Source organism: Pseudomonas sp. BNK-30 (assembly GCF_047456185.1).
In the GTDB taxonomy this organism is placed as follows: domain Bacteria; phylum Pseudomonadota; class Gammaproteobacteria; order Pseudomonadales; family Pseudomonadaceae; genus Aquipseudomonas; species Aquipseudomonas putida_E.
In genome coordinates, this window is the sequence record NZ_CP179904.1 from 537,823 (window position 1) to 556,820 (window position 18,998).

Annotated in this window: 15 protein-coding genes; 3 read left to right on the forward strand and 12 right to left on the reverse strand. The window is 63.3% G+C overall.

What is annotated here, in order from left to right:
* Window positions 1-53 precede the first annotated feature (53 nt).
* Complete coding sequence (plsB, locus tag ACMGGN_RS02500; protein WP_414156441.1) at window positions 54-2,540, reverse strand: glycerol-3-phosphate 1-O-acyltransferase PlsB; 2,487 nt, start codon at window positions 2,538-2,540, stop codon at window positions 54-56.
* Window positions 2,541-2,771: 231 nt separating this feature from the next.
* Here plsB and ACMGGN_RS02505 point away from each other — a divergent pair, with 231 nt between their 5' ends.
* A complete protein-coding gene (locus ACMGGN_RS02505) occupies window positions 2,772-2,981 on the forward strand; it encodes a cold-shock protein (protein ID WP_012315914.1) in 210 nt (69 codons plus the stop codon).
* A 99-nt stretch (window positions 2,982-3,080) separates the two neighbouring features.
* Here the strand turns inward: ACMGGN_RS02505 and ACMGGN_RS02510 are convergent, their stop codons facing one another.
* The 4 genes from ACMGGN_RS02510 to ACMGGN_RS02525 form a co-directional block, all read right to left on the reverse strand.
* The gene (locus ACMGGN_RS02510) at window positions 3,081-3,458 is read right to left on the reverse strand and encodes a hypothetical protein (protein ID WP_115274029.1); all 378 of its coding nucleotides are present in this window, start codon (window positions 3,456-3,458) and stop codon (window positions 3,081-3,083) included.
* A gap of 17 nt (window positions 3,459-3,475) precedes the next feature.
* Window positions 3,476-4,288, reverse strand: a complete 813-nt coding sequence (locus tag ACMGGN_RS02515; RefSeq protein ID WP_115274030.1) for a putative RNA methyltransferase — start codon at window positions 4,286-4,288, stop codon at window positions 3,476-3,478.
* Window positions 4,288-5,439: a succinyl-diaminopimelate desuccinylase gene (dapE, locus tag ACMGGN_RS02520; RefSeq protein ID WP_115274031.1), complete on the reverse strand. Its 1,152-nt coding sequence runs from the start codon at window positions 5,437-5,439 to the stop codon at window positions 4,288-4,290. Before dapE ends, ACMGGN_RS02515 begins: the two co-directional genes overlap by 1 nt.
* A gap of 105 nt (window positions 5,440-5,544) precedes the next feature.
* Window positions 5,545-8,136: a glycosyltransferase gene (locus ACMGGN_RS02525; RefSeq protein WP_046784325.1), complete on the reverse strand. Its 2,592-nt coding sequence runs from the start codon at window positions 8,134-8,136 to the stop codon at window positions 5,545-5,547.
* 132 nt (window positions 8,137-8,268) lie between these two features.
* On the opposite strand from ACMGGN_RS02525, the gene tcdA reads away from it, so the two are divergent.
* Entirely contained in the window at window positions 8,269-9,078 is an 810-nt protein-coding gene (tcdA, locus tag ACMGGN_RS02530) for a tRNA cyclic N6-threonylcarbamoyladenosine(37) synthase TcdA (protein ID WP_039601802.1), read from the forward strand.
* A gap of 21 nt (window positions 9,079-9,099) precedes the next feature.
* On the opposite strand, the gene ACMGGN_RS02535 is transcribed toward tcdA, so the two are convergent.
* The 4 genes from ACMGGN_RS02535 to ACMGGN_RS02550 all read right to left on the reverse strand — a co-directional run bounded on the left by ACMGGN_RS02535 (window position 9,100) and on the right by ACMGGN_RS02550 (window position 12,219).
* Complete coding sequence (locus ACMGGN_RS02535; protein ID WP_414156442.1) at window positions 9,100-9,510, reverse strand: SufE family protein; 411 nt, start codon at window positions 9,508-9,510, stop codon at window positions 9,100-9,102.
* Window positions 9,507-10,712, reverse strand: a complete 1,206-nt coding sequence (locus ACMGGN_RS02540; protein WP_237860070.1) for a cysteine desulfurase — start codon at window positions 10,710-10,712, stop codon at window positions 9,507-9,509. Before ACMGGN_RS02540 ends, ACMGGN_RS02535 begins: the two co-directional genes overlap by 4 nt.
* An 82-nt stretch (window positions 10,713-10,794) precedes the next feature.
* Window positions 10,795-11,829: a 2,3,4,5-tetrahydropyridine-2,6-dicarboxylate N-succinyltransferase gene (gene dapD / locus ACMGGN_RS02545; protein WP_046784321.1), complete on the reverse strand. Its 1,035-nt coding sequence runs from the start codon at window positions 11,827-11,829 to the stop codon at window positions 10,795-10,797.
* A gap of 42 nt (window positions 11,830-11,871) precedes the next feature.
* Window positions 11,872-12,219: an ArsC family reductase gene (locus tag ACMGGN_RS02550; protein ID WP_075043977.1), complete on the reverse strand. Its 348-nt coding sequence runs from the start codon at window positions 12,217-12,219 to the stop codon at window positions 11,872-11,874.
* Window positions 12,220-12,535: 316 nt separating this feature from the next.
* On the opposite strand from ACMGGN_RS02550, the gene ACMGGN_RS02555 reads away from it, so the two are divergent.
* Window positions 12,536-14,182 (forward strand): Na+/H+ antiporter, encoded by a 1,647-nt coding sequence (locus ACMGGN_RS02555; protein ID WP_115274034.1) that lies wholly within the window; start codon window positions 12,536-12,538, stop codon window positions 14,180-14,182.
* A gap of 60 nt (window positions 14,183-14,242) precedes the next feature.
* On the opposite strand, the gene dapC is transcribed toward ACMGGN_RS02555, so the two are convergent.
* From dapC to map, 3 genes are read right to left on the reverse strand one after another with little or no spacing between them, the layout of a single operon-like run.
* Window positions 14,243-15,439: a succinyldiaminopimelate transaminase gene (gene dapC / locus ACMGGN_RS02560; protein ID WP_404601825.1), complete on the reverse strand. Its 1,197-nt coding sequence runs from the start codon at window positions 15,437-15,439 to the stop codon at window positions 14,243-14,245.
* 30 nt (window positions 15,440-15,469) lie between these two features.
* On the reverse strand, window positions 15,470-18,172 hold the full coding sequence (locus tag ACMGGN_RS02565) for a [protein-PII] uridylyltransferase (protein ID WP_039601208.1): 2,703 nt from the start codon (window positions 18,170-18,172) through the stop codon (window positions 15,470-15,472).
* 36 nt (window positions 18,173-18,208) lie between these two features.
* Entirely contained in the window at window positions 18,209-18,991 is a 783-nt protein-coding gene (map, locus tag ACMGGN_RS02570) for a type I methionyl aminopeptidase (protein WP_004375406.1), read from the reverse strand.
* Window positions 18,992-18,998 lie beyond the last annotated feature (7 nt).

Sequence of the window (18,998 nt, forward strand, 5' to 3'; positions counted from 1 at the left end):
TGGCTTGTGGCCAAGCCCAAGGACTTTAACGGATTTTTCCGGTTGATGATGCTTTAGAGGATCGATGCTTCCAGCGCATGTTCACGGTGCAGCGCCACCTGCCGGATCGAAAGGCGCAGCTCTGCCGACAACACACGCTTGGCCACCCCTTCGGCGAGTTCGCCAAGTTTGTCGTGGTAGCCCAGTTTGCCGTTGCCATCCGGGCGCAGCACACCTTGCTCGACCAAGGTCTGGATGAAGTGGCGGAACAGCGTCTTGTCAAAGAACTCGGGGGCGTTCAGGCCATGCAGTATCGACAGGCGCTGGGCCATCATCACGCAGAGGTCTTCCAGTGCTTCGGCGCTGAGGGTGTTCTGGCCGCTGTTGAGCAACAGCGAGGTGGCCATGTAGAAGCGCTGCAGAGTCTGGGTGATGGTGCGGGCCAGCAGCGTCAGCAAAACGAACTGGCGCGAACTGGGGGCCGGGCGCACGTACACATCGTTTTCGCGGCGCAGCAGGCCCTGTTCGACCAGTGCCGCCAGCCACTGATCGATCACCTCGTCCAGTTGCTCGGGTGCCCAGCGCAGGAACAGTTCGGCCTGCAGGTACGGGTACAACGCGTGTACATACTGCCCGAGCAGGTCACGGCTCATCCGTGAGCTGCTGTGGAAGAAGCTCGCCAGTAACGCCGGCAAGGCAAAGATGTGCAGGACGTTGTTGCGGTAATAGGTCATCAGCACTGCATTGGCTTCATCCAGGTAGAGAATGCGGCCAAGGGCGTCTTTTTGTTCCGCCAGCAGGTTCATGCCCCTGACATGTTCGATCAGCGCCTGGCCGTCACCTTCGGGCAGGGTGGTGTGCTGCGAATAGGGGACCTTGCGCAAAAGGGCCAGGTACAGGTCCAGTACCCGGGTCAGGGCACTTTCGTCCAGGGCCAGGCGGCTGGTGGAGAGCAGTGCCAGGGCTACCAGGTTGACCGGGTTGACCGCTGCGGCTTCGTTGAGGTGACGGGCTACGGTTTCACCCAGGCGGGTGGTGGTCTCGTTCAGCCAGGCCGGACGGAACTGCGGGCCAAGTGCCTGTTCGCGCCAGCCGGGTTGCTGTTGGTCGAGAAAGCCTGCCAGGCGGATCGGTTCGCCGAAGTTGACGTAGACCTGGCCGAAGCGTTGCTTCAGCGCGCCGATGACCTTGAATATGTCGAAGATCGACTCTTTCTTCTTGCTGGCGCCACGCAGTTCACCCAGGTAGGTGCGGCCTTCCAGTACCCGTTCGTAGCCGATGTACACCGGCACGAAGACGATCGGTGTGCGCGATGAGCGCAGGAAGCTGCGCAGGGTGATCGCCAGCATCCCCGTGCGCGGTTGCAGCATGCGCCCGGTGCGCGAGCGCCCGCCCTCGACGAAGTACTCGACCGGGAACCCCTTGGTGAACAGGGTGTGCAGGTATTCGTTGAACACTGCGGTGTACAGCGGGTTGCCCTTGAACGTGCGGCGCATGAAGAAAGCGCCGCCGCGGCGCAGCAGGCCGCCGATCACTGGCATGTTGAGGTTGATGCCGGCGGCAATGTGCGGTGGCGTCAGGCCGTTGCGGAACAATAGGTACGACAGCAGCAGGTAGTCGATGTGGCTGCGATGGCACGGTACGTAGATAACTTCGTGGCCCGGCGCGATGCCTTGCACCTGCTCGATGTGGTTGACCTTGATACCGTCGTAGATCTTGTTCCAGAACCAGCTGAGTACCACTTCCAGGAAGCGGATCGCGGTGTAGGTGTAGTCCGAGGCGATCTCGTTGCCGTAGCGCAGGGCCTGTGCTTCAGCTTTGGCCACGGGAATGCTTTCCCGTTGGGCTTGTTCGCCGATGGCCTGGCGAACCAGTGGTGCGTGCACCAGGCCTTTCACCAGATTGCGCCGGTGCGAGATGTCCGGGCCGATCACTGCAGTCTTGAGGTTGCGAAAGTGTACGCGCATCAGGCGTTGGGCCATGCGCACGGTGCGCTCATGGCCTTTGTTGTGCTGCACCAGGTCACGCACCTGGATCGGCGCCGAGAACTGCACGCGGGTCTTGCGCCCCAGTATCAGGATGGTCAGTAGCCGGCGCAGGCGCCCGGTTACCGCCCAGCTGTCGGCGAACAGCAATTTCCACGGGCTCGATTCGCTTGCAGGCGTCTGGCCCCAGAACACACTGACCGGGATGATCTGTGCATCTTCCTCGGCATGCTGGCTGACTGCTGCAATCACACGCTCAAGGGCAGGAGGCGCGCCGCGCTTGTCTTGGCGGCCGAGCCAGTCCGGGTCGGGGGTGAGGTAGAAGAAACCGGCCGGCTCGTGCAGTGTGCCCACAGCTACCGGCAGTACCGGGCGCGGCAGCCCCGCCTTGGTGCACTCGTGGTCGAGTACGGCCAGGTCGGTGAGCGATGGCGAGGGCAGGGCATAGAACACCGGGCGGCTGCGGTCGAGTTGCAGGCTCATGGCGGACTGATTGATGGTCTCGGAGCGCACCCACAGGTACAACAGGCGACGCAGAGCGCCGAAGATCAGGCGGCGCAGGGGAGAACGGGTCATGGGGTGTGTGCCCTGGGTGTGATTTTTAGTAAGTGTGCAATCAGTTAGTCTGCCGTATCGGCGTAAGTTCAGCAAAATCCTGCAAAGGGCGCGGCGGTCATGAAAATTATTTGTTCTGTGTCATATACTCGGCCTGCCACTTGCAGGATATTTCGGCAAGCGGCGTCGGCACGGGGAGGAAACCCTGTGTCTACAAGGCGATCTTCACAATAAAAATCCGGAGTAGTTCAGATGTCGTCTCGTGAGACTGGGAATGTAAAGTGGTTCAACGATGCCAAGGGCTTTGGCTTCATTCAGCGCGAAGGTGGTGCGGATGTGTTCGTCCATTATCGGGCGATCCGCGGTGAGGGGCATCGTACCCTGGTCGAAGGGCAGCGGGTCGAGTACTCCTGCGTGCAGGGCCAGAAAGGCCTGCAAGCCGAGGACGTGGTAGGGCTCTAAGTCCCAAACCTCAAGCCTCAAGCCTCAAGCTGCAAGTTGACCGTGTAACTTGCAGCCTGATGCGAACCCTCTTGCAGCTTGCCGCTTAAAGCTTGCCGCTCACGAGGTACGCCAGGTGATTTCCTCTTCACCGTCAGCGCTGATGCGGATCCAGCGATCGGCATCTTCCTCGCCATCTTCCTCGACCCAGCCACCCGGCGCGCAGCGCACTTCCACGCCCAGTGCGGTGAATGCGGCGCGGGCGCAGGCGACGTCATCGTCCCATGGGGTCTGGTCGCTTTCCAGGTAAAGGCTGTTCCATTTCCCTACAGCCTTGGGTAACCAGGTGACCGGAATGTTACCGGCCTTGCATTTGAAGGTCTGGCCTTTCTGCTGCCATTCGCTGCAGGGGCCGATCGCTTCGCCGAGCCATTTGGCAATCTGCTTGTGGTCGACGTCAGCGTCCTTCAGGTAGATCTCGATATCAGGTTGGCGCATAAGGGCTCCGGGTGTGCTCAGTCTTGGCGCACGAAATAGTCATAACGCATGGAAACCGTGACGTCGAAGGGCTCGGCCTGGTCGATCACCCGCGCGCGTTTCTCGGCACTGGCGCGCCAGCCGTGCGGGGTCATGGCCAGCAGGTCGGCGCGGGCTTTGGGTACAGCCAGGCTCAGCCGGAACTCCAGGGTTTCGCTGTGGGCATGGGCCATGCCCTGCGGTACCAGGGCCAGGTGTTTGTCGTCGGCATAAGGGCGAACTTCATCGTAGAGCACTTCGCGCAACTCCATCAGGTGGCCGCTGGTCGGGCCCACCCGCATCAGGCCGCCACCCGGGCTCAGCAGGCGCTGGGCCTCGGCCCAGTCCAGCGGGCTGAAGACGCTGGCGATGAACTGGCAACTGGCATCGGCCAAGGGTACGCGGGCCATGCTGGCGACCATCCAGGTGACCGAAGGCTCGCGGCGGCAGGCGCGTTTGACGGCTTCGCGCGAGATGTCCAGGGCGTAGCCGTCAGCCTGTGGCAGGGCCTGGGCGAGCTGCGCGGTGTAGTAGCCTTCGCCGCAGCCGATGTCGAGCCAGGCGCCGGGCTGGCGCTCAGTGGCCAGCTCGGCCAGGCGGCGGGCCACGGGCGCGTAATGGCCGGCATCGAGGAAATCCCGGCGTGCTTCGACCATGGCCTGATTGTCGCCAGGGTCACGGCTGTTCTTGTGCTGCACAGGCAGCAGGTTCAGGTAACCCTGGCGGGCACGGTCGAAGCGGTGGCCGGCCGGGCACACCACGCCGTTGTCGAGCCGCGTCAGGGCCGCATGGCAAATAGGGCAGGCGAGCATCAGGCGAGCAACCGCACCAGGGTCTGGTAGTAGATCTCGGTCAGCAGGTCGAGGTCGCTGGCCAGGATGCGCTCGTCGACCTGGTGGATCGTTGCATTGACCGGGCCCAGTTCAACGACCTGGGTGCCCATGGTGGCGATGAACCGGCCATCGGACGTACCACCGCTGGTGGACGGCTGGGTATCACGGCCGGTGACGCCCTTGATGCTGGCCGACACGGCATCGAGCAGTTCACCGGGTTCGGTCAGGAACGGCAGGCCCGAAAGCGCCCAGTCGATCGACCAGTCCAGTTCATGCTTGTCGAGGATTGCCGATACTCGCGCTTGCAGGCCTTCGACCGTCGACTCGGTGGAGAAGCGGAAATTGAACACCGCGGTCAGATCGCCAGGTACCACATTGGTGGCGCCAGTACCGGAGTTGAGGTTGGAAATCTGGAAGCTGGTCGGTGGGAAGAACGCGTTGCCTTCATCCCAGTGCTCGGCGGCCAGCTCTGCCAGCGCCGGCGCGGCCAGGTGGATCGGGTTGCGCGCCAGGTGCGGGTAGGCCACATGGCCTTGTTTGCCGCGCACGGTCAGTTTGGCGCCGAGCGAGCCACGGCGGCCGTTCTTGACCACGTCACCGAGCAGGGTAGTGCTCGACGGCTCGCCGACGATGCACCAGTCCAGGCGCTCGTTGCGCGCGACCAGGCGCTCGACCACAGCCTTGGTACCGTGATGGGCCGGGCCTTCTTCATCGCTGGTGATCAGGAAGGCGACCCTGCCGCGGTGGTTCGGGTAGTCCTGCACGAAACGCTCACTGGCGACCACCATGGAGGCCAGGCTGCCCTTCATGTCGGCGGCGCCGCGACCGCAGAGCATGCCGTCGGCATCGATCAGCGCCTCGAACGGCTCATGCTGCCACTGCTGCACCGGGCCGGTGGGGACCACATCGGTGTGGCCGGCGAAGCACAGCACCGGACCGTCCTGGTTACCATGGGTGGCCCAGAAGTTGTCGACGTCCTCGATGCGCATCGGTTCGAGCTGAAAGCCCACGGCGCCCAGGCGCTTCATCATCTGCGCCTGGCAGTCGGCGTCGACAGGGGTGACCGAGGGGCGACGGATCAGGTCGCAGGCCAGTTGAAGGGTAGGCGAGAGCTCGGCTGGGGCCGTCATGGGGAACTCCGGGGCAAGGCAAGGCGGAAAAACGAGGGGCGTTATCTTATATCAAACAAGGGTTGTCGGCACGGGGCATTGGGCCGCTGTGCGGCCCCGGCATCCTCAAGCCTCCTGAGGCTCGGCCATCTTGTGTTCGGGCTTGGGCAACGACGACAACAGTGCCATTACCAGCGCCGCCAGGTATGGCAGTGACTGCACCAGCAGCATCGCGACCCAGAACCGCATGTCCGAGCTCGGCAACCCTTGCACCAGGTAGATCCCGGCTGCCGCGCCCCACAGCAGCAACATGATGAACAGTTCTTCGCGCGCTTCGGCAATCGCTACCAGCAATCCATGGCTATCGGCATTTTTCGGCGTGCGGAAGAACGGCATGCTGCTGGTGAAGAACCCGTACAGCACCGCCTTGGCGATGGTGTGCGACAGCGCAAGCCCGGCCAGCGCCGCTGCGAATGCGTCCTTGAGGTTGACCCCGACCGCTCGGCGATAAAGGAAGATGATCTTGGCTACCTTGAAGAAGAACAGCGCCAGGGGCGGGATGGCGAAGATCATCAGGGGTGGATCGACCCGATGCGGCACGATGATCATCGCCGCCGACCAGAGCAGGGCGCCGACAGTGAAAAAGATGTTCATGCCATCGGCGACCCATGGCAGCCAGCCAGCCAGGAAATGATAGCGCTGGCCACGGGTCAGCTCGCTGCCCTTGCCGCGCAGCAGGGCGGCGGCGTGGTGCTTGATGATCTGGATGGCGCCATAGGCCCAGCGGAAACGCTGCTTCTTGAAGTCGATGAAGGTGTCGGGCATCAGGCCCTTGCCATAGCTGTTGTGGGCGTAGGCGGCCGACAGGCCTTTTTCGAACACCCGCAAGCCCAGTTCGGCATCTTCGCAGATGCACCATTCGGCCCAGCCCAGTTCTTCTAGCACGCTGCGCCGGGTCATGGTCATGGTGCCGTGCTGAATGATCGCGTCACGGTCGTTGCGGGTGACCATGCCGATGTGGAAGAAGCCTTTGTACTCGCTGTAGCAGAGCTTCTTGAAGGCGCTCTCGTGCTGGTCGCGGTAGTCCTGCGGCGATTGCACCACGGCGATCTTCGGGTCGGCGAAGTGCGGCACCATGTGCTTGAGCCAGTTGCGGTCCACGCAGTAGTCCGAGTCGATCACTGCGATCACTTCGGCATCCTTGGCGGTGTGCGGCAGCAGGTAGTTCAGCGCGCCGCCCTTGAACCCGGCCAATGGCGCGACGTGGAAGAACTTGAAGCGCTCGCCGAGCTTTTCGCAGTGGGCCTTGAGCGGCTCCCACACGGCTGGGTCCTTGGTGTTGTTATCGATCACCAGCACTTCGTAGTCCGGGTAGTCCAGCGCGGCCAGGGCGTCGAGAGTCTGTTTGACCATCTCTGGCGGTTCGTTGTAGCAGGGTACATGCACCGAGACCTTGGGCCGGTAGGCACTGTCGCCCTGCACCGGCAGAAACTCCCGGCGGCGTTTGTGAATCCACACCGCCTCGGCCAACTCGTGCGCTTCGGTCAATAGCACGATGAACACGCCGAGTGCGCCCAGTGCCAGCAGTACGCCGACAGTCAGGCTGAACCAGGTGCTGTACTGCTGGCTGTAGTCGTAACCGATCCACACCAGCACTGACCCACAGAGGAAGGTAATGAAGGTGAGGAACGTCCGGCCGCGTTGGCGCAAGGCTGAGCCGTCGATCAGCAGTACGGTGAGGGCGAGCATTGCCAATACCACCGAGGCGACCGCCAGCGCACGCCATTGCGGTATCGCCACCACCGGCCCTTCAAAATTGAATTTCTGCTGGCGTTCGGCATTGAATACGCCCCAGTAGGCGCCTACCGAGCCCTCGTCACTGGCTTTCCAGGGTTGGTCGTAGGCTTCGATGACGAAATAGTTGTAGCCACGGCGGTTGAGGGTGTTGACCAGCGTGCGCAGGTAGATGGCCTGGTCGGCCTGGGTGGCGTCGGCGCCGCCGCGCATGCGGCCGTTGCTCGGCCAGCCGACTTCCGAGAGCAGCAATGGCTTGCGCGGGAACTGCTGTTTCAGCTCACGGGCCCGATCGAGGACGAACTCCACGGAATCCTTCATGGGCACGAATTCCCAGTAGGGCAGGATGTGCGCGGCAATCAGGTCGACATGCTTGGCCAGTTCCGGGTGTTCCTTCCAGATGTGCCACTGTTCACTGGTGGTTACCGGCACCTTGACTGCGGCTCGCACCCGGTCAAGGTACTGGATCAGTGCTTCGGGCGTGACCTCTTCGCGGAACAGCGCTTCGTTGCCGACCACCACGCGAACCACGCTGCGCGAGGTGTTGGCCAGTTCGATGGCCGTGGCGATCTCACGCTCGTTGCGCTCCAGGTCCGGGCTGATCCAGATGCCCAGGGTGACGCGAAGCCCAAGCTCCTCTGCCAGCCGCGGGATATCGGCCTGGGTGCCTTCGACGGTGTAGATACGGATGCTGTCGGTCAGCTTGTTCATCTGCTCCAGGTCTTGGCGCATCTCGGCGTCGCTTGGGTATTGGCCTTTTTGCGGGCTCTCCCCCAGACGGAATGGCGAGTACGAGAAACCTGATATCTGTTCAGGCCAGGCTGGCGCGGAAACCGGCCGATTGATCAGCGCCCAGAACCCGGTGAACAGTGCGGCGATGGCCAGGACAATCACCAGGTTCAAGCCGAATTTGCGAGATGACATTGTCGTCCATATCTGTCGAAGTAGTAGGACATTAAAGCAGGATCAGTAGGTGTTTTCCTAACGATGGAGGTCATCCGCGCTGCTGGCCTATAATGCGCGCCGTTTTAGCGGTATGAGCCTCGGGGTACGAACATGAGCACAGAAGATCCACGCTTTGCAGGCGTTGCCCGGCTGTACGGCGACGAAGGGCTGCAACGCCTTAACCAGGCCCATGTGGCGGTCGTCGGTATCGGCGGGGTGGGCTCCTGGGTGGCCGAGGCGCTGGCGCGCAGTGGCGTGGGTGAGATCACCTTGTTCGACCTGGATGATGTCTGTGTCAGCAACACCAACCGCCAGGCCCATGCCTTGGAAGGGCAGGTGGGGCGCCCCAAGGTCGAGGTGATGGCCGAGCGCCTGCGGGCGATCAACCCGGCCTGTACGGTGCATGCGGTGGCTGACTTCGTCACCCGCGACACCATGGCTGAGTACATCACCGAGCAGCTCGATTGCGTTGTCGACTGCATTGACAGCGTGATGGCCAAGGCGGCGCTCATTGCCTGGTGCCGGCGGCGCAAGATCGCGATCGTTACTACCGGCGGAGCAGGTGGGCAAATCGACCCCACACAGATTCAGATCGGCGACCTTAACAAAACCTTCAACGACCCGTTGGCATCGCGGGTGCGTTCAACCCTGCGGCGCGACTACAACTTCTCGCGCAACGTCAGCCGCAATTATGGGGTGCCATGCGTGTTCTCCAGCGAACAACTGCGCTACCCCAAGGGCGATGGCAGTGTGTGCCTGCAGAAGAGCTTTGTCGGTGAGGGTGTGCGCCTGGACTGCGCCGGGGGCTTTGGCGCGGTGATGATGGTGACCGCGACCTTTGGCATGGTGGCAGCGAGCAAGGCGGTGGAAAAGCTGGTGGCTGGCGCCCGGCGGCCGTCGGAGCGGGTCAAGGCCGAGTAAGGCGCGCGGTCGGTGCTGGGTTCAGTTGGCTGAAACCAGCTCGGTCATCCGCAGTAGCACCGCATGCAAGCCATTGCTGCGCGAGGGCGACAATTGCCGCTCCAACCCCAACCGGGTAAACCACTCGCGCAGGTCAAGCGCCGCCAGCTCGCGGCTGTCGAGCCCTTGCACCCGCACCAGCAGCAATGCCAGCAGGCCACGCAACAACCGCGCATCACTGCTTGCCTTGAACTGCCATCGGCCGTCGTGCTGTTCAGCTACCAGCCATACCAGGCTTTCACAGCCGTGAACGCGGTTGTGCTCGCACTTCTGCGTATCGCTCAGCGGTTCCAGTTGCTCACCCATCTGCATCAGAAGCCGTGCACGCTGCTCCCAGCCGCGGGCGTGCCCGAAGCGCTCCAATGCTTCCTGGGCGGGTGCTGGCAGGTTCATCGCAGCAGCTCCAGGCCTTGATCGAGGGCATCGAAGAAGCGTTGCAGGTCATCGCTGTCGTTATACAGGCCCAGTGATACCCGAATAGAACCTTCGAGCCCCAGCCCTTTGAGCAGTGGCATGGCGCAGTGATGGCCGGCACGTACGGCAATGCCCTGCTCTGTCAGCATGTGGGCGATGTCGGCATTGTGCACGCCTTCGATGACAAAGCTGGCCAAGGCAGCCTGTGGTGTGCCCAGTACCCGCACCCCCTCACGGTCGGCAAGCCCGCGCAGCAGGTGATGGTGAAGGTGGGTCTCGTGGTGCTCGACGGCCTGGCCATCGAGGCTGGCCAGGTAATCGAGCGTTGCCCCCAGGCCGATCACCCCGGCGATCGGTGGTGTGCCTGCCTCGAAGCCCAGCGGTGCCGGGCGGAAGCTGGCACTCTGGTAGTCAGCCAGTTGCACCATTTCACCGCCGAACTGCCAGTGGCGCAGCAGTTCCAGCGCCTGCGCACGGCCATACAGTACGCCGACGCCTTCCGGGCCATACAGCTTGTGGCTGGAGAATACATAAAAATCACAGCCCAGCTGCTGCACATCGTGGCGGCCATGCACCACGCCCTGAGCGCCATCGACCACAGTCAGCGCCCCTTGGGCGCGGGCATGGGCGAGTAACGCTGGCAGCGGCTGCCAGGTGCCGAGCACATTGGACAACTGGCTGACCGCAAGTACGCGTGTACGTGGGCCAACCAACTGCAGCGCCTGGTCAAGGTCGATGCGGCCATGCTCATCCAGTGGCAGTACCACCAGGCGCAGGTTGCGCCGCCGCGCCAGTTGTTGCCAGGGCAGCAGGTTGGCGTGGTGCTCCAGCGCGCTCACGGCGATTTCGTCGCCTGCCTCGAAGCGGTGTTCCAGGCCATAGGCCAACAGGTTCAGGGCCGAGGTGGCGCCGTGGGTAAAGATGACCTGCCGCGATTCGGCGGCGTTGAGCCAGGCGGCGACCTTGTCGCGGCTGGTTTCAAACGCTTGTGTCGCCAGCGCGCCGGGCAGGTGCTGGGCACGGTGCACGTTGGCTGCGCCGTGGCCGTAATAGTGGCTCAGGGCATCGAGCAGGGCCTGGGGCTTCTGGGTGGTGGCGGCGCTGTCCAGGTAGGTCTGGTGCTGCCGTTGCAGGGCGGCGATGGCGGGGAAATCGGCACGCCAGGGGGAGGGCTGGAACATGATCACGGGGCCTGGAATGAAAATCGGGTCTGGCGTGAGTGCGCCAGACCCGATCTTAACACTTCGAACCCTTCGGGAGTTCTCAGTTGTGGGCGTGCAGCGCCTCGTTCAGTTCGATCGCCGATTTGTGCGTCTTGCACTCTACGGCGCCGTTGAGCGAGTTGCGGCGGAACAGCAGGTCGGTCTGGCCAGCCAGGTCGCGCGCCTTGACCACTTTGACCAGCTCATTGTTCTCGTCGAGCAGGTTGACCTTGGTGCCGGCAGTGATGTACAGGCCGGCTTCGACGGTGTTGCGGTCGCCCAGCGGGATACCGATGCCGGCGTTGGCGCCGATCAGGCAGCCTTCACCGACCTTGATGACGATATTGCCGCCACCGGACAGGGTGCCCATGGTCGAGCAGCCGCCACCCAGGTCCGAGCCCTTGCCAACGAATACGCCGGCCGAGACACGGCCTTCGATCATGCCCGGGCCTTCGGTGCCGGCATTAAAGTTGACGAAGCCTTCGTGCATGATGGTGGTGCCTTCGCCGATGTAGGCGCCCAGGCGCACGCGGGCGGTGTCGGCGATACGCACGCCGGCCGGGACCACGTAGTCGGTCATCTTCGGGAACTTGTCCACCGAGAACACTTCCAGCAGCTCGCCTTTGAGGCGCGCTTCCAGTTGCAGCTCGGCCAGCTCGGCCAGGTCGACGGCGCCCCGGTTGGTCCAGGCGACGTTCGGCAGCAGCGGGAAGATGCCTGCCAGGCTCACGCCGTGCGGCTTGACCAGGCGGTGCGACAGCAGGTGCAGCTTGAGGTAGGCCTCTGGGGTCGAAGCCAGGGCAGCGTCTTCGGCCAGCAGGGTGGCGACCAGCGGCTTGTGGCTTTCGGCCAGGCGGGTCAGCAGGGCAGCCTGGGCGGCATCGATGCCTTTGACGGCTTCGGCCAGTTGCGCGGCCTGGGCATTGCTGAAGGTGATGGCCTGGTTGCCACCTTCATAACCGAGGATCGGCGCGACGGCGGCGACCAGCTCGGCGCTCGGCTTGAGCAGTGGCTGTGCGTAGAACACTTCCAGCCAGGTGCCCTGGCGGTTCTGGGAGCCGACACCAAAGGCCAGGCTGAACAGGGTATTGGACATGTGATTACCTCGTGCGAAATAGGGTGCGATGCGTAGATGGACTCAGGCCAGCGCAGCGGCGTACAGGTCAGGTTTGAAACCGACCAGGGTGCGTGCGCCAAGGTCGAGCACCGGGCGTTTGATCATCGACGGCTGGGCCAGCATCAGCTCGACGGCCTTGGCCTGGTCGAGGTCGGCCTTGCTGGCATCGTCGAGCTTGCGGAACGTGGTGCCGGCACGGTTGAGGATCACCTCCCAGCCGTGCTCGTCGCACCAGCGGTTCAGGCTGTCACGGTCGATGCCTTGAGTCTTGTAGTCGTGGAATTCGTAGGCGATGGCTTGATCTTCGAGCCAGGTGCGCGCTTTTTTCATGGTGTCGCAGGCTTTGATGCCGTAGAGCGTGTAGGTCATTGTGTGCATTGGGGCCACAGGCTGCCCCAATCTCTCCATTGCCGAATGTCAGTCGCGCGATTATGCGGGAACGACTCTTTGAGCGCCACGGGTGGGGCTAAATGGGCGCACTCGGGGGGAGGGGGCGTCCCAGTGGCCCTGTTAAGGCTCACGCCATGCCCTGCCAGCCCAACTCCAGTATCATCATGTTACATATTCATCCGCCTCCTGCGACTTTGGTGCAGCGGCCCATGATTGCCCCACCCCGCTAACATAGTGCTTCTGTGGCGATTTTTCGCCCTGGATTGACTTCGGTTCACAAAGGAAGCTTTAACGGATGCAGTCAGCCTATACCGTCCTCATCCTGCTGACGCTGGTAAGCGTGTCGAAACTGGTCGGGCGGGTGATCCCCTTGCCGTTGCCGCTGGTGCAGATCGGTGCCGGTGCGCTGTTGGCCTGGCCGACCCTGGGGCTGCATGTGGCCCTGGATCCTGAGCTGTTCCTTTTCCTGTTCCTGCCGCCGTTGCTGTTTGCCGACGGCTGGCGCATCCCCAAACGCGAACTGTGGCGCATCCGCGGGCCGGTGGTGGCACTTGCCGTGGGGCTGGTGCTGTTCACGGTGGTCGGCGCCGGCTACTTCATCCATTGGCTGCTGCCTAGCATCCCACTGGCGGTGGCCTTTGCCCTGGCGGCCGTGTTGTCGCCTACCGACGCCGTGGCAGTGTCGGCCATCACCCAGGACCGCCTTCCCACTCCGCTGATGCGCATGCTTCAGGGGGAGGCGCTGATGAATGACGCCTCTGGCCTGGTGACCTTCAAGTTCGCGCTGGCAGCGGCGATCACCGGCGTATTTTCTTTGGCCGATGCCAGCTTCAGCTTTGTCCTGGTTGCCATCGGCGGGCTGGCGGTTGGTGTTGCCCTGAGCTGGCTGATTGGCAGGCTGCGCGCCTGGATGATCGCACGTGGCTGGGATGACCCGGCCACCCACGTGGTCTTCATGCTGCTGCTGCCGTTTGCCGCCTATGTGCTGGCCGAGCGCCTTGGGGTGTCGGGCATCCTCTCGGCGGTGGCCGCCGGCATGATGCAGAGCTGGCTCGACCTGCTGCCGCGCCAGACCAGCACCCGCCTGCTCAACCGTAGCGTCTGGTCGCTACTGGAATTCGCCTTCAATGGCCTGATCTTCCTGCTGTTGGGCCTGCAATTGCCGGACATCATCAAGGCGGTGGTCAGCCACGAACCTACCCTCTGGCCGACACTGGCATGGCGTTGCCTGGATGTGCTGGCGATCTTTGCGGCGCTGATCCTGCTGCGTTTCATCTGGGTACAAAGCATCTGGCGGGCGGTCGGGGTAGTGCGTCGCTGGCGCGGCAAGCCGGCACTGGTGCTGATGCCCACGGCGCGCTCATGCTGGTTGCTGACCCTTGGCGGGGTGCGGGGTGCGGTGACGCTGGCGGGTGTGATGTCGATACCGCTGCTGATCGGGGCAGGCCAGGCTTTCCCGGAGCGCGACCTGCTGATTTTCATCGCTGCCGGCGTCATCTTGCTGTCGCTGGTCAGCGCCTGCGTGGCGTTGCCCTTTCTCTTGAGAGGTGTCACCCGAAGCCCGGACGAGCGGCTGCATCAGGAGGTGCAGGAAGCCTGGCGGCGCACGGCCGAGGCTGCGATTCATGCCTTGGAGGCCGAGGACGTGGTTGATGCCAGCGCACCTCAGGATGCGGCGCAGGCGACCCTGGCCACCGAGCTCAAGGCGAGGTTGATGGCCGAATACCGCGATGAGCTGGACAGTTACAACGACACGGCCGAGGCGAGGGCCTTGGCGGAGCAGATGGACTTGCTGGAACGACGTCTGCGCCTGCGGGCGCTTCGGGCGCAGCGGTTGGAGTTATATAACCTGCATCGCCAGCATCTGGTTGGTGATGAGGTGGTGCGGCAAGTGTTGGGGGAGCTGGACTTGAGCGAGGCGAACCTGGGGGCAGTCAAATGAGCCGCTGTAGCTCAAGCGCCGGCGAGTCGGCGTTTGGGCTACAGTGCGGCACTCGGTCAATCAACGGTTTTGCACAAACGCACGAATCCGCTCAGCCGCCTCGATGCACTCGGCCAATGGTGCGACCAGTGCCATGCGTATCCGCCCGGCCCCCGGGTTCACGCCATCCACTTCGCGCGACAGGTACGAACCAGGTACCACCGTCACATGCTGGGCTTGGAACAGGTCACGCGTGAAGTCGGCATCGCACCCCGGTACCTTGGCCCACAGGTAGAAACTGCCATCGGGCCGCTGTACGTCCAGCACGGGCTGCAGGATATCCAGCACGGCATCGTATTTGGCGCGGTATAGGTCGCGGTTTTCGCGCACATGCGCTTCATCCTGCCAGGCGGCGATGCTGGCCAGCTGGGTCTGCACCGGCATGGCGCAGCCATGGTAGGTGCGGTACAGCAGGAACGGCTTGATGATGGCCGCGTCGCCGGCAACGAAGCCCGAACGCAGGCCCGGCAGGTTGGAGCGCTTGGACAGGCTGTGGAATACCACGCAACGCTTGAAATCACTGCGGCCCAGTTCGGCACAGGCACTGAGCAGGCCCGGTGGTGGCGCGTCTTCGTCGAAGTACAGCTCGCTGTAGCATTCATCGGCGGCGATCACGAAATCATGCTCGTCGGCCAGTGCGATCAGCTTCTTCAGGGTGTCCATCGGTACCAGTGCGCCGGTGGGGTTGCCCGGTGAGCACAGGAACAGGATCTGGCAGCGTTTCCATACCTCGGCGGGTACGGCATCGAAGTCCGGGTTGAAACCGTTGTTTTCCAGGCACGGCAGGTAATGCGGGGTGGCGCCGGCGAGCAGGGCCGCGCCTTCGTAGATCTGGTAGAACGGGTTGGGGCTGACCACCAGGCCATCATCGGCGCGGTTGACCACGGCCTGGGTGAAGGCGAACAGCGCTTCACGGGTGCCGTTGACCGGCAGCACATGGCGGTCCGCGTCCAGCCAGCCGCTCGGCACGCCGAACCGGCGTTCGCACCATTGGCCGATGGCCTGGCGCAGCTCTGGCAGGCCGATGGTGCTGGGGTAGACCGCCAGCTTGTCGAGGTTGTCGGCCATGGCCTGGGCGACGAACGCCGGGGATGCGTGCTTCGGCTCACCGATCGACAGGGCAATGGCGCGCTTGTCCGCCGCGGGCTTCACGCTGCCCAGCAGGGCGCGGAGTTTCTCGAACGGGTAGGGCTGAAGCTGGGTCAAGGCATGGTTCATCGGCGCAAGGTCTCGTCAATCGTCTAATCGTTAAAAGGTCACGCGAGTCGGGCTGGCATCGCTGGCCTGGCCGGCCTGCAGCTGCTGCACGATCGCTTCCTGCAGGCGGCTGCACAGCTGCGGGTCGGACAGCGGCTGGTTGTCGGCATCGGTAATGAAGAATACGTCTTCCACGCGTTCGCCAAGGGTGGCGATCTTGGCGTTCTGCAGTGACAGGTCGAACTCCAGGAAGATCCGCCCGATCCGCGCCAGCAGCCCGGGGCGGTCCGGCGCGGTGATCTCAAGGATGGTCACCGCCCGCTGTGCATCGTTGAGGATGGTCACCTGCGGCGGGAAGTTGAAATGCTTGAGTTGGCGCGGTACCCGTCGCTGGATGATGGTCGGGTAGTCCTCGGGGTTGCGCAGCGCCTCGGTCAGGCCGTCGCGGATCTGCTTGACCCGTTGCGGGTTATCGCCGATGGAGCCGCCGTCATTGTCGAGCACGATGTAGGTGTCGAGCGTGAACTGGCTGCTCGAGGTGATGATGCGCGCGTCATGGATGTTCAGGTTGAGCTGCGACATGGCCGCCACGGTCACGGCGAAGAAATCGTGCTGGTCGGGGGCGTAGATGAAGATTTGCGTGCCGCCCTCGAACTCCCGCTGTGTGGTTTCCTTGATCAGTACCAGCGGCCCGCCGTCGGCGGGCTGCTGCAGGATCGCATCACTGTGCCAGGCCACATCGGCGGCGTTGTGCTTGAGGAAGTAGTCGTCACCCAGTTGCGACCAGAGTTGCTCGACGTCGTCCGGGTCGGTGCCCTCGCGCACGAGGATATCCAGCGCAGCACTCTGTGTCTGGCGGATCTGCTCCTCGCGGTCCAGCGGGTTTTCCAGGCCGCGCCGCAAGGCGCGTTTGGTCTCGCTGTACAGCTGGCGCAGCAGGCTGGCGCGCCAGGAGTTCCACAGGCTGGGATTGGTGGCGTTGATGTCGGCCACGGTCAGCACGTAGAGGTAGTCCAGGCGCGTCTCGTCGCCGACATGCAGGGCGAAGTCGTTGATCACCTGCGGGTCGGACAGGTCCTTGCGTTGGGCGGTGGTGGACATCACCAGGTGGTTCTGCACCAGCCAGACGATCAGGCGGCTATCCCAGGCGGGCAATTGATGGCGCTCGCAGAACTTCTTCGCGTCCACAGCGCCCAGTTCGGAGTGGTCGCCCTGACGGCCTTTGCCGATGTCGTGGTACAGCCCGGCCAGGTAGATGAGCTCAGGCTTGGGCAGGCGGCCCATGAGCTTGCTGGCCAGCGGGAATTTTTCGGACACCGGCGTGTACTGCAGCTTGCGCAGGTGCTTGATGAGGTTGAGGGTGTGCGCATCGACCGTATAGATGTGGAACAGGTCGTGCTGCATCTGCCCGACGATCAGGCCGAACTCTGGCAGGTAGCGGCCGAGGATGCCGTAGCGGTTCATTCGCCGCAGGTTGCGATGGATGCCGATTTCGCACTTGAACAGCTCGATGAACAGGCTGGTGTTGCGGATATCGTTGCGGAAGGTGTCGTCGATCAGGTGCCGGTGCTCGCGCAGCAGGCGCACGGTGTCAGCGCGCACGCCCTTGATTTCCGGGTGCTGCGCCATCAGCACGAAGATCTCCAGCATGGCGAACGGCGTGCGCTTGAAAACGTTCGCGTTGACCGCTTCGATATAGCCGTCGTGCAGGCGGAAACGCGCATTCAGCGGCTGGGTGGTGCCACTGTCATCGTCGGCGAGGATGACTTCCTCGAAGTGCTGGATGATCAGGTCGCACAACTGGCTGATGCTCATCACCACCCGGTAGTACTGCTGCATGAACTGTTCGATGGCGCGTTTGGGGTTTTCGTCGCTGTAGCCCAGCAGTGCGGCGATGCTGCGCTGGTGGTCGAACAGCAGGCGATCTTCGGCGCGGCCGGCGAGCATGTGCAGGGCGTAGCGCACCTTCCACAAAAAGTCCTGGGAGGAGGCCAGCAGTTCGTTTTCGCTTTCCAGCAGGAAGCCTTCGCCAGCGAGGGCGTGCAGGTTCAGGGTGCCGTACTGGCGACGGGCTACCCAAAGGACTGTCTGGATGTCGCGAAGGCCACCGGGCGAGCCTTTTACATTGGGCTCGAGGTTGTACTCGGTGTCGTTGTACTTGTGGTGGCGGGCCTTGAGCTCTGCGCGCTTGGCCAGGAAGAACTCCTTGCTCGGCCACATGTGCGCGGTGCTGGTGACTTCGAGCATGCGCTGGCGCAGGGCTTCGGGGCCGGCGATGGTGCGGCTTTCCATCATGTTGGTGATGACCGTCAGGTCGGCGCGGGCCTGTTCGGCACACTCGTCCACGGTACGCACGCTCTGGCCCACTTCAAGGCCAATGTCCCACAGCAGTGTCAGGAAGCGCTCGATGGCGTCGCGGTACTGCTCGTGTTCGGCGTCGCGCAGCAGGATCAGCAGGTCGATGTCCGAGTGCGGGTGAAGTTCACCGCGCCCATAGCCCCCGACCGCTACCAGGGCGATACCGTCAGCGTCGCCCCAGTCGAACTGCTTCCAGGCCTGTTGCAGGATGTTGTCGACGAGCCAGGCGCGGTCCTCGATCAGCCGACGGATGTCGCGGCCGTCACGGAAACGCCTGTCGAGCACCTCGCCGGCCTGGCGGATGGCCTTCTTGAAAGCGGCGATGGGGCTCGCCTTGAGGGCCAGTTCCGCCTGGAACTGGCCGCGGTCGAACAGCTCGGGATCCACCTGGGGCATGCATCGCGTTCCTGTCGTAGAGGCTTTGGCGTGAACTCAGGCCGAAGTGCGCGGGATGGTGTCGTCCTTGCGCAGGGTGAAGATCTCGTAGCCGGTGGCGGTCACCACCAGGGTGTGCTCCCACTGCGCCGAGAGCTTGCGGTCCTTGGTGATGGCGGTCCAGCCGTCGCCCAGCACCTTGGTGTCGGCCTTGCCCTGGTTGATCATCGGTTCGATGGTGAAGGTCATGCCCTCTTTGAGCTCCATGCCGGTGCCGGCGCGGCCGTAGTGGAGGATCTGCGGTTCTTCGTGGAACACCTTGCCGATGCCGTGGCCGCAGAATTCACGCACCACCGAAAAGCCGTTCTTCTCAGCGTGCTTCTGGATCACTTCGCCGATATCGCCCAGGCGGCAGCCAGGCTTGACCAGCTCGATGGCCTTGTACATGCACTCCTGAGTGACTTTGGACAGGCGCTCGGCCCATACCGGCACGGTACCGACGTGGAACATGCGGCTGGTGTCGCCGTGGTAGCCGTCCTTGATCACGGTGACATCGATGTTCAGCGTGTCCCCGTCCTTGAGCGGCTTGTCGTTGGGGATGCCGTGGCACACCACGTGGTTGATCGAGGTGCAGATCGACTTGGGGTAGCCCTTGTAGTTGAGCGGTGCCGGAATGGCCTGCTGCACGTTGACGATGTAGTCGTGGCACAGGCGGTCGAGCTCTTCGGTGGTGACACCGGGCTTGACGTGTTCTTCGATCATTTCCAGCACTTCGGCGGCCAGGCGGCCGGCGATGCGCATCTTCTCGATGTCTTCTGCGGTCTTGATGGTAACGGTCATTACTGGC